This window comes from Candidatus Marimicrobium litorale, from assembly GCF_026262645.1.
GTDB lineage: Bacteria > Pseudomonadota > Gammaproteobacteria > Pseudomonadales > Halieaceae > Marimicrobium > Marimicrobium litorale.
On sequence record NZ_SHNO01000001.1, the window covers coordinates 1,257,160 to 1,271,946 of the forward strand.

Sequence of the window (14,787 nt, forward strand, 5' to 3'; positions counted from 1 at the left end):
AGGCTGCATTATGATCAAGGTCATTCAGTGGACCAGCGGCGGTGTGGCACGCGAAACTACCCGGGCCATCCTCTCTCATCCCAACCTCGCGTTGATCGGTATGTACGCATATTCCGAAGCAAAGGCGGGCTGCGATGCCGGTGAACTCGTCGGTCTTGCTCCCCTTGGCATCAACGCTACTGCTGATATCGATCAACTTATCGGACTTAAGCCAGACGTGGTCAGCTATAACCCGCTTTACCCCGATATCGACCAGCTCTGTCAGCTGTTATCCGCCGGCATCAATATCGTAACCACCTGCAATTTTATGACGGGTTGGGGCCTGGACTACCAAGCCAACCGTTACGGACGCAATGCACGACAACGATTGCAAGGTGCTGCTCTCGTTGGCGGCGCTTCAATGTTTGGTACCGGCATCAACCCGGGCCATATCAATTACCAGGCCTGCGTGATGTCGTCAGTTTGCTCCGAAATCGAACACCTGCGCATTACCGAGGCAGTGCCGGACATCACACCGTTCCTTGGCGATCCCAATATCGCCGCATTCGGGTACGGCCAGCCGCTCGACACCCCGGGCCTGGAATCGCGCCAGAAAGAAGAGTCGGCAGTATTCGGTGACGCTCTCGAGGTTATGGCCAGCCTGCTGGATATCGAGCTTGACGAGATCCGATGCCGCTGCGAGGTCGCACCGGCCTCAGAGGACTTTGACACACCCGGCGGAGTCATCGCACGCGGCACGGTCGCCGGTGTGCGCCTTCGCTGGGAGGGCTGTGTCAGCGGAGAGCCAGTATTGGAGAACCAGCAGCTTTGGGTCTGCGGAAGGTTCGTCGAAGGGATCGGGGACTGGCAGGGCGCGGACAAGCATGGCTACATTATCGATATTCGTGGCGATCCCAATGTGCACAGCGTAATGCTGCCCATACCACGACAAGACAGCAGCAAAATGACACTGGCCGAGCGACATGCGCTTGGTATGCGTATTACTGGGCTGCCGTCAATCAATGCCATACCACACGTTTGTGCAGCGGCTCCGGGCATTCGCACGTATAAGGATATACCGCCTGTCGTTGCCGGCGGTCGACTGTTTGTCAAAACCTGAAGGGAAATCCAGGCAGTTTTCCGTCCGGGGCGTTAAGCGCCCAGCAACTGCGGCGCAAGAGAGGCATAGCGAAAATGACTGAGAAAAAAAAGGTTATCACCGTTACCGGGGCCACCGGTTTCGTCGGCAGGCATGTCGTAGAGCGACTGTTGGAAAATCCTGATCTTAAGGTCAGAGCATTGGTTCACTCGCGCGAAGGTGCCCTCGGGCTCCAGCCATTTGCCAATAGAATCACCTGTATTGAGGGCGATATCACAAAACGGGAAAGCCTTGCCAAGGCTTTTCAGGGTGCTTGGGGGGTGATCAATATTGCCGGTTACCGCGAATTCTGGAGTGCTAATAATGCGCGGTTCTATGAGATCAACCAACAGGGCGCGCTCAACGTGTTCGAGTCCTGCCTCACAGAACATGTCGAAAAAGTTGTGCAGGTCAGTACGCCACTAGCCTGGGGGGTGCCAGAAAAAATTCCATTCAACGAGGATAGCGCTCCAGGCAGCCATCCTAGTAATTATGCTCGCAGCAAGCACCTCGGTGACGAAGCGGGTTGGCGTTTGCATCGAAAGCGGAACCTGCCTCTCAGCGCTGTGCACCTCGCCGCCGTCATAGGCGCCGGTGATGATAAGGAAACCATGGAAGTGCGTCGCGCGGTTGAAGGTGATTTACCGGCACTGGTGGGCGCCAACACTACCTACACTTACGTATACGTGCGCGACGCAGCAGAAGCCATCGTTCGCGCTCTGTTACATGAAAACAGTATTGGCCGCAAATACTTGATCGGAAACGAGCGAGCCACGACGCGAGAGTATTTCAAGATGATAGGCCGCATTGCCGAGGTGCGAATACCCGATCGTAATATACCGGAAGCCTGGTTATTCCCGATCGCCAAGGGAATGGAGGCACTGTCCAGACTAACAAAACGCCGGCCACTCCTCCCTCTGGATGTCCTGAAAACTACTGCGGCTGGATCTCTGTTATTCGATGCCAGCCGCTCGGTTGAAGAGCTACAAATGACTTATACGTCTTTGGAGACTGCTCTGGCTGAGGCGATTGAAGATATTCGTCGCCCCACCTAGTGACCCATAACGCGTCGTCAGCGATTCCAATCGGGCGAATAAACCAGCGACTTACGGGCATTAACAGTCGACTAAGCCGCAGCGCCTGGAGTGCTGACCCCTCCCTCGATTCGCGCCGACGACTCAGGCCGCTTGCCGCGACGCCAATGCGGTTTTCCCCTCGTTACTCCGCATCTCCTCGTAGCTCGGCGGATCGCCCAACCCTAACTCAGCGCGCACTTCTAGCAATGGTCGAGATAGCAAGGCCTCCCAATCCACCCCAGGCAACCAGGCGGCTTTCGCACCTCTTCGATAACCCTGCCTGATCATTTTTCGAGCACCGGGAAAGCGTCCTCCACGCAACCAGGCCATGGCAACGATAAGGCCGATGCCGCGGTCACGTAACTGCGCGTAGGTGAAGGCGAGCAGGCACGCCTCTCCAACCAAATCTCTGTTATAACCAGTCGCCACATGCCACAGGTCATGCATATCACGCACACGCACTCCGAATCTTAGGCGGTCTACTTCACCGGGGTCTTGCGGACGACTCCCTGACTCGCTCGCTCCAACCAGACCGTCCGCGCTGATTTTTTCGCTGCTCATGAATTCTGAATAGGTCTTACCCAGTGATGCAGGTGGCATTCGCTCCAACCTGTCACGGTCCCGCAATACAGTGAGAATATCGCGCTCCTCCTGGAGAATTTTTTTGCCTGTAGGCGTACTGCGGAAGCGCTCAAACGCCCTGTTACGACTATTGCCTGACAACGCGCTAATAATGACAAACACTTCTTCAGTCTTGTCCGGGTCAGCAATGAGCTTGCGCAATGCCCGCAGCGCGACCAGCGGCCTTATCGGATTATTAAAAGGGTCTTTCTTGTTCATATTTCACCTTTGCGTTCTCACTGGCAGACTTTGTTCTGGTTTAGCACAAAAACCTCAGCTCTTACGCCCCGACAACATTTTTTCTGCTCGACTCTCAAGGCGCTTCTTTTTTCTCAAGAACTCAAAACCATCGTCCTCGCCCGGTGCAGCGTCTATCTCACCTGCCGAAAACTTTTTCTTACGCCGCGAATCCACCGCGGAGATTTTTCCCTGCGGTCGAGTGAGCGTCATCACAAGATACGCCGTGACTGCGACAACAAGCGCTGACCACTTCACCACGAAAGACACTATCAATAGAGCGTCATTCCCTGAAAGTTCAACGTAACCTAAATATTCCGCGTGTAACACGTGCACAAGGATTACCACTAACGACAGGGCCAACATGCCCCGCCAGCGCGGCCGCAGCCAGAGCAGGAATGAACTGATCAGCGTAACTTTCAAAAGCTGATTAAGCATAGACCCGCTGCCGCTGCCCTAGCTCAAACCGAGAACAATGAGCGCCGCGACTACCGCAGACTGTTTCAGACTACCCTTCACTTTTTGCTCCTCATCCTGGACGATGACCTCCAGTTCACTCTCACTAAAATCCTTGATGTTTCTGTGCGACAGAGCGATCCGGGCCTTTGCCTGTGTAATTGCCTTCTCACGAATCCTCGACTGGTAGCGCCCTACCACTCCGTCCTTGATTGCACCTAGCTTTTTTATCATCAGGCCACTTTCTCGCTTAATTCAACGCAACACTTACCCACACCGCAGCTCGTTTGAAGATTCTTGCCCTTATTCTAAACATCAAGCCCCTGCATCTCTGCACAGTATACGCACAATTATCCATGAAGCCCGTTACGCGATGATCGAAACCGTGATCGAAACCGGCAGCGAACGAGTAAGCCCATGTTCTGCATCGAAAAAACGCGTCATCCCGGCGAAAAAAACGCATTCGCATAATAAACTTTGCCAGTAACCGCGTCTTTCTTTTAATCACCGTCAGCCTGCCGTTATTTATTCTGACTGAGAGACTCACAGGAGCCTCTGGGCCAGATTCAGCGCATGGGGTTCCTGGACAGGATAAAAGTCGGTGCCCCCCACTTTAGCGTCTCGTGTTTATACCTCATTTGGGTAACCAAAAACGGCGCCAGCCTTGCCGGTCTTCGCATAGCCTTTACAGACGGCAGACTGAATTGTGCGTCACGCCCTGGCTCACGTAAAACATACACACGTCTGCAGTCCAACAACGCAGGAGAGGCGAAATGCGCACGCCAAGCAACCGGGAAATTATTGTCATTCTGGAAGATGCCTACAAGCAAAATGGCGTTTACCGGCCCTGGGCGGAACCCGCCCTCGCAACACAGACCCATCACTCGCACGACGGAGTGAGTAGCCCGTTCCAGTATGAGCCTCTGGAGTCTGAGTTGAGGGGAGTAGCACCACGCTGAGCCATCACTTGCTTGCACCGACGTCTGCAAGCCCCCGCGCGACGCGCTTCTCAACGGCGTCCCAGAGGCTTTTTTTGCGGGCAATAACGCAAATTCCTGTAAATTTACGCCGTAAGCCCGCCCTAATGTCGCGTTTTAGTGTACTATTTTTAGCGTTCTGCCCTTTTGGCGCTACTACCTGAAATTACATGCTGCCGCAGCCTGAAAGCACCTCATCCGAGCTATGAAAAATTGTCTGGTTGTACTGGGAATGCACCGCAGCGGTACGTCCGCTTTTACCGGTATCCTCGATATTCTCGGATTGAATCTCGGCACAGTAATGCTCGAAACCCAATCGGACAATCCCAAGGGCTTCTTTGAAAATAAATATGTCGTGCAGGCAAACGACTGCATTCTTGACACACTGAATTCTTCCTGGGATGACACACTGCCACTTCCAGCTCGATGGACAGAGCAATTTGAAGAAAGCCAGCTTCAGCTGGATATCCGAGCATTCCTGCGCACAGACCTGGCCAATGACCAGATTTCAGCTCTCAAGGACCCACGCCTGTCTCGCTTGTTACCCTTGTGGATGCCGCTTCTGACTGCGGAGGACGTGGCACCTCATTTCGCGCTGGTTGTAAGGAACCCGCTGGAAATCGCCAATTCGCTAGCGGAACGCAACGGCTTCTCGGTAGAAAAATCACTTGTACTGTGGATGCAGTACATGGTGGATGCAGAGCGCAACACGCGGAAACACCCGAGAGGATTCTTGAGCTACGACGCCTTGCTTCGGGACCCGCAACAGTGTGTCGGGAAAGTTTTTGCAAGCATTGGTTTCGAACTACCCTCTCTTACAGAAGAGAGTAAAAACAAACTCTCTGATTTCCTCGATCAGAAAATGCGACACCATCAGGTGCACGACGAAGCGCTGGCCAGCCAGTGTCCCGCTGTTATCCGAGACTACTACCAACTGCTGTGCAAGATAGCAGATGCGGGCACCACAAACACCGAAGACTTGCTGCAGCTTGACGAGCTGCAGCAGCAGTTCGAAGCCAGTCAGAAACTCTTCTATAACAGCGATCTTTTAAAACTCCGCGACCAGCATCTGGAGACCCAGTCACCGCAATGGTTCAGAGACGAATTGCGCGAGATACGGGCGGATTTTGAGACCGATAAAGTGTTTCGCGAGTACCGCTATATTGCCAATACCGATGCCCTCTATAAGGAGCGAGAGCTGCAGCTGGATGTCAGCCAGTTTATTAGCACTCCCCCCTGGCGCGTATACAAGAAATATCAGGAGACCGTAGAGAAAATCTTACCTGCGGGAACAGCGTTGCGCGGACTACTGCAGCAGGTAAAGCTCGGCCTTGCGGGTTTATCAGGCAAGGCGCGCGAAGATGAGGGGGAAAGATCGAGGAGCGCGCCCGATAGCATCGGGGCCGACGAAGCGGGCCAGCCTGCTACTCCAGAGATTCCCAAGTGGGAACCACTTACCTTTGCCACTTCCGAAGATCCGCAGATCAGCATCATCATTCCGGTCTACAACAACTGGCACTTTACCTACACCTGCCTCAAGTCCGTGCACCAACACACATCAGGTCGTTTTGAAATTATCGTGGTCGACAATAACTCATCCGATGTCACGCCGCAGCTGCTGGCAGATATGAGCGGTATAAAAGTACTCACAAACGAGAGTAACGAGGTTTTTGTCAACGCCTGTAACCAGGCCGCATTAGAGGCCTCAGGCGAGTATATCCTGCTGCTGAATAACGACACCGAAGTCAGCGAACAGTGGATAGACGCCCTACTCGACCCCTTTCAGGATCCATTGACCGGCATCGTAGGCGGCAAACTGGTCTATCCGAATGGCAAATTGCAGGAAGCAGGCGGTATCATCTGGCGCGATGGTACCGGTTGTAATTACGGTCATGACGACGACCCCGAGCTGCCCTGCTATAGCTATCGAAGGGCGGTGGATTACTGCTCAGGTGCATGCCTGATAATACCCCGCAGCCTGTGGCAGGCGGTCGGAGGTTTCGATACGCGCTATGCCCCCGCCTACTACGAGGATACAGACCTGTGCTTCACCGTGCGCTCTATGGGCTATAGGGTCATCTATCAACCCAGAGCGAGAATTGTACACTTCGGTGGTGCCTCGGCTGGCAAAAAGACGACCTCAGGCTACAAGCGATTTCAGGAAGTGAACCGGCACAAGTTTGTCGAGAAATGGCAGGGGATTCTGGCGCGGGACCATGTCACCAGCGCGGAGGGAACCGGCATGGCGCGAGAGCGCGGCGCCTCCCGGCATATTTTGATAATCGATCACTATGCGCCCACCTGGGACAGAGATTCAGGTTCCCAGCGCATGCTATCGATGCTGCAAATATTCAAACAGATGGATTATAGGGTTTCGTTCTGGCCGGATGATCTCACCTACGACAGGAAATACACAGGCGCTTTACAGGACCTCGGGGTAGAGGCGCAGTATGGAGATATAAATTTCGAGAATTTTATTCAGGAAGAAGGCAACAGCCTGGACGCAGTGCTGATGTCGCGTCCCGCTACGGCAAAAAAATACCTACACCTGGTCAAGAAATACTCTACTGCGCAAACGATATTCGATACTGTAGATCTTCATTATGTGCGCGAACAGAGACGCCTGGAGCTGGAAGTCCAGCAGTGGAAAAATCTCGAGTTTTATCTGGCCGAAGAGACAGATACCACTTTTGTTGTCAGCCCGATAGAGAAGGAACTACTGGCAACCGAGCCGTTTGCGGATAAAGTAAACGTTGTCTCTAATATTCATTCTCTGGAACCTTGTGAAAAAGGCTTCGAAGCGCGCAGCGGACTGATGTTTATCGGGGGGTTTCATCATCCCCCTAACGAGGAGGGAATAGTCTGGTTCATTGAGTATATTTTGCCGCTGGTCAGGCAAAAGATACCCGATATTGAGCTGACCATTGTTGGCAGCGAGCCCTCCGACCGCATTCTTGCTCTCGCAAACGATCACATTACCATTGCAGGGTATGTCGAAGACGTATCCGGATACTTTCAAAGCTGTCGCGTCTTCGTGTCTCCACTGCTGCATGGTGCGGGCGTCAAGGGTAAAATCGGCCAGAGCTTTTCTTACGGGCTTCCCGTCGTGACCACCACGATTGGTGCAGAGGGAATGAACCTGACTGACCAGCACAATGCCCTCATAACCGACAGCGAAACTGCGTTTGCTGAAAAAGTCATCGACCTCTATACAGACAAATTTTTGTGGCAGAAATTATCAACCAACTGCCGCGAAGTAATACGTCAGCAGTTCAGCTTTGAAGCCATTCGGAGTGCGCTGGAAGGCGCCTTATGGAGTGGTCCTGACGATCGTCCCGCACCGGACAAACAAACTCGGGTGCTGCTGGTTCATTGTCATATTTTCAAGAATGCGGGCACCACACTGGACTGGAGCCTCGAACGCAGTTTGAGCGCAGGATTCACAGACCACAGGGACGATGACAATATGCGAAAGGGCGCCAGCTTCCTCGGCCCCTATATCGATTCGCATCCTGATCTCAAGGCAATTTCCAGTCACCACATTCGCTTTCCTCTGCCTCAACCTGACAATACCAAACTGTTGCCGATTATCTCGATCAGACACCCAATCGATAGAGCCCGCTCTGTTTACGAGTTCGAGAAAAAGCAAGATGCGGACACACCAGGCGCGATTGCGGCAAAGAAACTGTCATTCTCGGAATATATCAACTGGCGACTTCAACCGGAGATCAGCCCTACCATTCGAAACTACCATTGCTGTTTCTGCACAGGCCTGTTTGAACAGGAGATCGGTCAACAAGAGTATTGCAACAGTGTTGCTCTGCTCAGTAAAACGCCGGGGCTGGTAATCGTGGAACGTTACGACGAGAGCATGCTGTTACTGGAGACGCAATTGCGACCATACTTTCCCGAGATTGACCTGGCCTACGTCAGGCAAAACAGCACGCAGAATCAGGGCCAGGACCTGGAGGAACGGATTGCCAGTGTCTACGAAGAACTGGGACCTGACCTCACTCGACAATTTCGCGAGGCCAACCATTGGGATATGCAGTTATACGAAGATGCAAACGCTCTGTTCAACGAGCGCTGGGGCAGTCTGGGAAGACCGGCTCAGCGGCTCGATGCGTTTCGGCAACGCTGTCAGAGCCTGTCAGAAAAGTAGAATACTTGCGGCAAGTTCCGCTAGATTACCCCACCGTATAGTCTAGGCGATTACACGCCAACGTCAGGAATTATCCGGAAAGAGTTCCTTCACGTTTGAGACGGCAGCGGGTTCCGCAACGGCCAGTTTTGCCTGTCTGTTCCAGAGGTGGTCATAACGCACAACGTGGCTGCCAAAACCGCTGACAGCAGAGTTGAGCACACGACTGATACCGTCGCAATCGAGCGCATCACAATGCTGGCGCAGGCGCGTCAGCAGGCTGTCTATCTGGCTGAAGGACAAGCACTCCTCCTCGGCACGCATAATCATTGGATGGCCCGTACCGGCAACCCTGGTGCCAAGCAAAAGCTCTTCATGCAACTTCTCACCCGGGCGCAAACCGATGTAATCAATGCCAATATGTGACCCCACGTGATTGTCATGCGTAGTTTCATAACCGCTGAGCTTGATCATTCGCTTGGCGAGATCGACGATCCGCACCGGCTCACCCATTTCCAGTACAAATACATCACCACCCGTACCCAATGCTCCAGCCTGCAACACTAACTGCGCGGCTTCCGGGATACTCATAAAGTAGCGCGATACATCGGGGTGAGTCACTGTGACTGGCCCGCCTTTCTCGATCTGCTCTCTGAACAGCGGCACAACCGACCCCGAAGAGCCCAGGACATTACCAAAGCGCACCATACAGAACCGGGTATCGGTGTTCTCTTGCGCCAGCCCTTGCAAAATCATTTCGGCGAATCGCTTGGATGCGCCCATCACATTCGTCGGACGGACAGCCTTATCAGTGGACACCAATACAAACGTTTCCACGCCCGCTTTTCTCGCGGCATCCGCTGCGTACCAGGTGCCAAAGACATTATTCGCCACGCCCTCGGCGATATTGTATTCCACCAGGGGTACGTGTTTGTAAGCCGCGGCGTGATACACCGTCTCCACGCTGAAGGTCCGGTAAATACTCTCCAACCGTTTTCGATCCTGAACAGAGCCCAGTAACGCCACCAGATCCACGTGCACACCCAGCTGACTCATGGTGTCGCGCAACTCGCACTCTATTCTGTACAAGGCGTATTCAGAACTATCCAGCAGAATCACTTCTCGGGGACCGGAGCGAACGATCTGCCTGCACAACTCGGAACCGATCGAACCACCCGCACCGGTCACCATAACAACCTTGTCGGTAATGCACCGCTCTATCAGCTCGGGATGCGGCGGAACAGGCTCCCTGCCCAATAATTCATCCAGATTGACATCGCGAATCTGGTTCACACTGGCCTCACCTGCCACCAACTCATTGATAGTGGGCACTGTGCGCACATAGACCGGAAACCCGACCAAGGAATTAATGATCTCCTTGCGCCTGTCAAGGGATGCCGACGGAATGGCTAGCAACACCTGGGTGATGTTGTGCTGTGCAATTAGCTGCTCGATCGCCTCTGGCTTCACTACCTGCAGTCCGTTAATAATTGATCGCTGCAAATGGCGGTCGTCATCCACAAAAACGACGGGATTGTAGTGCTCCCCGTGATCGAGGGCTTGGAGCAGCTGTCGCCCTGACTGACCTGCGCCGTATATGATGACGTTTTCAGACAGAGCCCGCGACTTGGCCTGATAGTACGCTCTGGCCAGAAGCCGCGTGCCTCCGACGCCCAGCAGGAGAAGCACCCAATAAATAAACGGTGTGGCCCGAGGCACCTCTGCGCGGGTAAAAAAGATGGCGGCGCCCAGAATTAACGTTGAGTAGCTCGCCGCAGTGATGATCGCCCAGATCGCCTGTTGGCCCATGAATCTCACCACAGCCCGGTAAAGTCCCAGCCGCAGGAATACCACCGCACTAAAGATAATCGTCACCGCTGCACAGGCGTACTCGATCGGGCCAAACTGGAAACCCGTGTGGCCATAGCGCAATGCCACGGCTGCCCACATGGCGCCGGTCACATAAAGCATATCCAGCGTTAGCAGGCACGCCTGTTTGATATTGCGCGGGAGTTCCAAAACCTTGTGCAATACTTCCTTTATCACACCAAAGAAGCCAATGAACCAGCGCAGAAGGAAACCAACCAGTGAGAGCGTCAGTAAGCTGGTACGTAAATTCAGCAATTGCACTCCCGGTAGAAGGCTGAGACAGGGCGGCGCGTGGTTCAGGTCAATTGCGCCGATAGAGCAGGAAATACTACGCCAACTTGCCCGCCTTCGCCATGCCAAGGAGCAACGGAAGATATGCCAAAATTACCATAAAAAGTGTCGTGTGCGGCCAACACTGCACTGCATAGGCAATTGGAAACAGCCAGAACGCGTTAACCGCCACTAAGAGCATGTCCACGCGCAGATGGGAATGCCAGCGACGACTCAAACGCTGATAGCCATGTAAACGATGGGCCTCGGTAAACGGTTGGCCTGTGACTATGCGCCACACAAGCGTCCAGGTCGCATCGGTGATAAAAACCGCCATAAGTATCAACCAACTCGCCGGGTGAATCACATCCTCAACGCTTGCAATAATGGCGAGCCCTCCCAAAAGGAAACCCGTGGGCACGCTCCCCGAATCGCCGAGAAACAGCCGTGCCGGCGGAAAATTCCACACCAAAAAACCCGCATAACAGCTTGCCAACAATAGGCAAAACAAGACATACCTGGCGCCATCAACGGAACTCGATGCCAGAACAGCGGCCATGGTGCACACCATGATTGTCTGCACGGCGGCAATGCCATCAATACCGTCCATGAAGTTGAACAGATTGAGCGCCCAGAGCAGGGTCAGCGCGGCGAGGACTGCCCCGAGGGTGCCGAGAACAAACCCTGAACTGAAAGGCAACAGCACAAAGGCCACGAGCGCGCACGTCACGCTGTAAGCGACGAACCGCAATCGCATCGGCAACCCGATCACATCATCCATAAAGCCAATCACACTCAACGACAGCGCCGCCAAAACCAAAGTGACATAAGCCGGGCTCCAGCTACCGTAAAAGTAACCTACCAACAGTAACCCAAGAGAAAATGACAGCATCAGGCCTATACCGCCGCCCCTGGGCGTCGCGAGGGAGTGGGAGCTGCGCTCGTTCGGGATATCGAAAATATTCTGTGCTCTGGCGATTTGCAGATACGCGCCACACACCAGGATGGATAGACAGACACTGGCGAAAAGGAGCAGCAAGGTCAGGTCTCCCCGTCTGACACAATGCGTCTGGCCAACTGTTCAAGACTACGGGAAGGCGCCCAGTCCATCGCTGCTTTGGCCGCTCCGTTAGTGTAACGCTCTGCGCAGAACAACTGCGCTCGAGTAGTGCCCAGGGGGCGCCTGGCAAAAATATCCGTAACCACCGTACCCACCTGCCAAGCCCAGCCCGGCAGCCAGCCGCGACCCTGCCCAAGCCCCTGCGCCTCTCGCATCAGGTCATAAACGGCTTGCGTGCTGTAATCCTTGTCCCCACAGGCAATCCAGGTATGCAAACCATCGGGTGCATGGGCAACAACCTGTTGCAGCAACTCGGCCAGATCATCAAGAGCGATCATAGAGCGCTCGCCCCCACCAGGAGGCCGCGGCAGACCTCTTCGGATAGACCTGAGCAACACCTGAAGATTGCCCTTTACACCGGGGCCGTAAACGAGAGTGGGGCGGATAATAATGACTGAAAGGCCTCGGTCCGCGAACACTTCATGCAGGCCCTGCTCAGCTCGCCACTTGGACAAACCGTAGGGCTCTGTTGGAGGCGTACCATTACTTTCAGAGCGTCTTGTGTCATCGATGGGCTCTCCCATTGCCTTGACGCTGCTAAGATAGACGAATCGTTTCACGCCCTCATCGGCAGCGAGTCTAGCCAGGCGAACCGCTGCTTCGTGGTTGAGGGCCTCGTAGGTTTCGGTGTCCGCTTTACGATGAGCAACTCCGGCCAGGTGGATAATCGTATCGACGCCATCCAGAAGCTTTCTATCGGGCAATTCTGTTTTCAAATCGACAGGCAAAGACGCAATATCACTGCTCACCGGCATACCACTCCGACTAAGCGCGGTCAGCGAGCTTCCCTCTGCAACTAGGCGCCTGCACAGAGCGCGACCTATAAAACCGGTAGCGCCGGTTACAAGGAGTTTCACAATACAGGCCCGCCGCAAAAAAAAATGGGGGTAGAAACCCCCATATCATACGGATGCGGTTAGCTTATTCCAGTGTAATTACGTCGCGGTTACGGTCGACGGTTGACTGACCAATACCTTTCACCTCCGCCAACTCATCTGCAGAGACGAATGATCCATAGGTTTCGCGGTAGCGCACGATGTCACCCGCACGAGCTTCACCTATGCCCACAAGCTTTTCCTCCAGTGTTTGTGCGCTGGCGGTGTTGATATTGACCTTGTCCAGTGTTGCCCCTGTCATAGCAGAGACAGGCTCAGCCGGCGCTTCGGCATAGGCTGGCGCAACAGCCAGCGCCACGCCAATCGCAAGCATCATGACCACGTATAAGGCGCGCATCATACATCTCATACTGGCAGCAGAGCAGAATTGGGCCAGTGCTGCGGCCCACTGTTTCATTGAAAAGAGGTATGTCTCGTTCATCGCTCGATCTCCCTATCGATTAACTGCATCCTTGCAGGCATCCGTGAGGAAAAAGTGTAGCAATGATCAAGTGCCACGCAAAAGAATCAACCGCAATTGATGTTATAGAGACAGATTTAGTTCCTGTCTTACTCGTTGCAGAGCATGTAAAGGATCCGCTGCGCCGGTAATAGAACGTCCAATCACGAGGTAATCCGAACCCGATGACACCGCCATCGCCGGCGTCACTACTCGCCGCTGATCACCCGCACTGTCACCCGCTAACCGAATTCCCGGTGTCACCAGGCGAAAGTCGTCGTCGAGATTAGCACGCAAGGTCGGGGCCTCCAGGGCTGAACAAACGACACCATCAAGACCACTTTCAGCGGCCATGCTAGCAAGGCGCATCACGCGCTGTTCGACCGACTCTTCGTAACCGAGGTCTATCAAATCCTGCTCTGACATACTGGTCAGTACCGTTACACCAATCAGGAGTGGGCGGTGGGAAAATGCTTCGAGAGCCTCGCGCGCGGCACTCATCATACGGCGGCCGCCACTCGCGTGGACATTGATCATCCAGACACCCAGGTTTGCTACCGCTCGAACGGCACCCGCGACAGTATTGGGAATATCGTGAAACTTGAGATCCAGAAATACGTCGAAGCCGAGCTTTTGTAATTCTTCTACCAGCTCAGGACCGCTGCTGGCGAAAAGCTCCTTACCCACTTTTAAGCGACAACTTTCAGGTGACAGGCGCTGTGCCAGTGACAGTGCCTCTGGCGCACGGGCATAATCCAATGCGACGATAACGGGGTTACTCATGACGCGTCTGCTGATGCGCCGTCATCCTGACTTTTGCCCAGTTCATCGCGGGCTTTCTCCAACTGGCGCCTGCTTGACACCAATGCCGCCCGCGTGCGCAGCAGAATTAAAGTGGAAACCGCCATCCCTACGACACCGCCGAGCGTGAACGCTAGCAATATCCAAACCGCCAAGCTCTGAGGTTCAAACCGATACACAAGCATATCCAGCGGGACAGCCAGTTTGTTTTGTAAAGCAAACAACACACTGGCCACCAGCGCGCCCAGCATCACAACCACGGTGAACACTTTGTGCACGAACTTCATAGGACCCCCGCACTCATTTAAATAACACCGCAGGCCGATTTATCGGGCAACCTGCTCAAGATTCCGGCTGCATGCCCAAATTGACGCGCTCTCGCAGTTCCTTGCCGGGCTTGAAATGGGGCACATACTTGCCAGCCAGCTCAACAGCGTCTCCCGTCTTTGGATTCCTGCCACGACGGGGGGCCCGAAAATGCAGGGAGAAACTGCCGAAGCCTCGAATCTCAATACGCTCTCCACTGGCCAGCGCTTGCGACATGTGCTCGATAACAGTCTTTACCGCCAACTCGACATCTTTCGCGGATAACTGGCTCTGCCGGGACAAAATCGTCTCGATCAGTTCACTCTTGGTCATATGACTCTCCAGCCAAGGTATTCTTATACGTCTCATTCAGGAGCATCGATATTGTGAACCCAGCGACATAATTTCACAAGTCCTTATTTTATAACGGAAAAGTTTCACAAAACAGGCGAACCGCAAAA

The 14,787-nt window shown here is 54.0% G+C and carries 14 protein-coding genes; 4 read left to right on the forward strand and 10 right to left on the reverse strand.

Annotated features, from left to right (window positions below; all coding sequences use genetic code 11):
• Positions 1-10 precede the first annotated feature (10 nt).
• Both EYC82_RS05715 and EYC82_RS05720 read left to right on the forward strand, forming a co-directional pair.
• A complete protein-coding gene (locus EYC82_RS05715) occupies positions 11-1,099 on the forward strand; it encodes an NAD(P)H-dependent amine dehydrogenase family protein (protein ID WP_279248583.1) in 1,089 nt (362 codons plus the stop codon).
• Positions 1,100-1,173: 74 nt separating this feature from the next.
• Complete coding sequence (locus EYC82_RS05720) at positions 1,174-2,172, forward strand: NAD-dependent epimerase/dehydratase family protein (protein ID WP_279248584.1); 999 nt, start codon at positions 1,174-1,176, stop codon at positions 2,170-2,172.
• A 123-nt stretch (positions 2,173-2,295) separates the two neighbouring features.
• On the opposite strand, the gene EYC82_RS05725 is transcribed toward EYC82_RS05720, so the two are convergent.
• From EYC82_RS05725 to EYC82_RS05735, 3 genes are read right to left on the reverse strand one after another with little or no spacing between them, the layout of a single operon-like run.
• Positions 2,296-3,033 carry a Coq4 family protein gene (locus EYC82_RS05725; RefSeq protein ID WP_279248585.1) on the reverse strand — a complete coding sequence of 246 codons (738 nt, stop codon included), beginning with the start codon at positions 3,031-3,033 and terminating at the stop codon, positions 2,296-2,298.
• A gap of 54 nt (positions 3,034-3,087) precedes the next feature.
• On the reverse strand, positions 3,088-3,489 hold the full coding sequence (locus tag EYC82_RS05730; protein ID WP_279248586.1) for a hypothetical protein: 402 nt from the start codon (positions 3,487-3,489) through the stop codon (positions 3,088-3,090).
• 18 nt (positions 3,490-3,507) lie between these two features.
• Positions 3,508-3,741 (reverse strand): hypothetical protein, encoded by a 234-nt coding sequence (locus EYC82_RS05735; protein WP_279248587.1) that lies wholly within the window; start codon positions 3,739-3,741, stop codon positions 3,508-3,510.
• A gap of 539 nt (positions 3,742-4,280) precedes the next feature.
• On the opposite strand from EYC82_RS05735, the gene EYC82_RS05740 reads away from it, so the two are divergent.
• Together EYC82_RS05740 and EYC82_RS05745 are read left to right on the forward strand one after the other, a co-directional pair.
• Positions 4,281-4,466, forward strand: coding sequence for a hypothetical protein (locus EYC82_RS05740; protein WP_279248588.1), 186 nt, complete (start codon positions 4,281-4,283; stop codon positions 4,464-4,466).
• Positions 4,467-4,689: 223 nt separating this feature from the next.
• A complete protein-coding gene (locus EYC82_RS05745) occupies positions 4,690-8,646 on the forward strand; it encodes a glycosyltransferase (protein ID WP_279248589.1) in 3,957 nt (1,318 codons plus the stop codon).
• A 63-nt stretch (positions 8,647-8,709) separates the two neighbouring features.
• Here the strand turns inward: EYC82_RS05745 and EYC82_RS05750 are convergent, their stop codons facing one another.
• The 7 genes from EYC82_RS05750 to ihfB all read right to left on the reverse strand — a co-directional run bounded on the left by EYC82_RS05750 (position 8,710) and on the right by ihfB (position 14,659).
• A complete protein-coding gene (locus EYC82_RS05750) occupies positions 8,710-10,749 on the reverse strand; it encodes a polysaccharide biosynthesis protein (protein ID WP_279248590.1) in 2,040 nt (679 codons plus the stop codon).
• A gap of 73 nt (positions 10,750-10,822) precedes the next feature.
• Entirely contained in the window at positions 10,823-11,803 is a 981-nt protein-coding gene (locus EYC82_RS05755) for an MraY family glycosyltransferase (protein ID WP_279248591.1), read from the reverse strand.
• A 2-nt stretch (positions 11,804-11,805) separates the two neighbouring features.
• Complete coding sequence (locus EYC82_RS05760; RefSeq protein ID WP_279248592.1) at positions 11,806-12,741, reverse strand: NAD-dependent epimerase/dehydratase family protein; 936 nt, start codon at positions 12,739-12,741, stop codon at positions 11,806-11,808.
• A 64-nt stretch (positions 12,742-12,805) separates the two neighbouring features.
• Positions 12,806-13,201: a ComEA family DNA-binding protein gene (locus tag EYC82_RS05765; protein WP_279248593.1), complete on the reverse strand. Its 396-nt coding sequence runs from the start codon at positions 13,199-13,201 to the stop codon at positions 12,806-12,808.
• Between the two features lie 102 nt (positions 13,202-13,303).
• Positions 13,304-14,002, reverse strand: coding sequence for an orotidine-5'-phosphate decarboxylase (gene pyrF / locus EYC82_RS05770; RefSeq protein ID WP_279248594.1), 699 nt, complete (start codon positions 14,000-14,002; stop codon positions 13,304-13,306).
• On the reverse strand, positions 13,999-14,307 hold the full coding sequence (locus EYC82_RS05775) for a lipopolysaccharide assembly protein LapA domain-containing protein (protein WP_279248595.1): 309 nt from the start codon (positions 14,305-14,307) through the stop codon (positions 13,999-14,001). The genes pyrF and EYC82_RS05775 overlap by 4 nt, the downstream gene beginning before the upstream one ends.
• A 55-nt stretch (positions 14,308-14,362) precedes the next feature.
• A complete protein-coding gene (ihfB, locus tag EYC82_RS05780; RefSeq protein ID WP_279248596.1) occupies positions 14,363-14,659 on the reverse strand; it encodes an integration host factor subunit beta in 297 nt (98 codons plus the stop codon).
• Positions 14,660-14,787: the final 128 nt, after the last annotated feature.

Bases quoted from the DNA above. Each gene is read 5' to 3' on its own strand.
- EYC82_RS05715 (WP_279248583.1), top strand. From the start codon at position 11: ATGATCAAGGTCATTCAGTGGACCAGCGGCGGTGTGGCACGCGAAACT.
- EYC82_RS05720 (WP_279248584.1), top strand. From the start codon at position 1,174: ATGACTGAGAAAAAAAAGGTTATCACCGTTACCGGGGCCACCGGTTTC.
- EYC82_RS05725 (WP_279248585.1), bottom strand. From the start codon at position 3,033: ATGAACAAGAAAGACCCTTTTAATAATCCGATAAGGCCGCTGGTCGCG.
- EYC82_RS05730 (WP_279248586.1), bottom strand. From the start codon at position 3,489: ATGCTTAATCAGCTTTTGAAAGTTACGCTGATCAGTTCATTCCTGCTC.
- EYC82_RS05735 (WP_279248587.1), bottom strand. From the start codon at position 3,741: ATGATAAAAAAGCTAGGTGCAATCAAGGACGGAGTGGTAGGGCGCTAC.
- EYC82_RS05740 (WP_279248588.1), top strand. From the start codon at position 4,281: ATGCGCACGCCAAGCAACCGGGAAATTATTGTCATTCTGGAAGATGCC.
- EYC82_RS05745 (WP_279248589.1), top strand. From the start codon at position 4,690: ATGAAAAATTGTCTGGTTGTACTGGGAATGCACCGCAGCGGTACGTCC.
- EYC82_RS05765 (WP_279248593.1), bottom strand. From the start codon at position 13,201: ATGAACGAGACATACCTCTTTTCAATGAAACAGTGGGCCGCAGCACTG.
- pyrF (WP_279248594.1), bottom strand. From the start codon at position 14,002: ATGAGTAACCCCGTTATCGTCGCATTGGATTATGCCCGTGCGCCAGAG.
- EYC82_RS05775 (WP_279248595.1), bottom strand. From the start codon at position 14,307: ATGAAGTTCGTGCACAAAGTGTTCACCGTGGTTGTGATGCTGGGCGCG.
- ihfB (WP_279248596.1), bottom strand. From the start codon at position 14,659: ATGACCAAGAGTGAACTGATCGAGACGATTTTGTCCCGGCAGAGCCAG.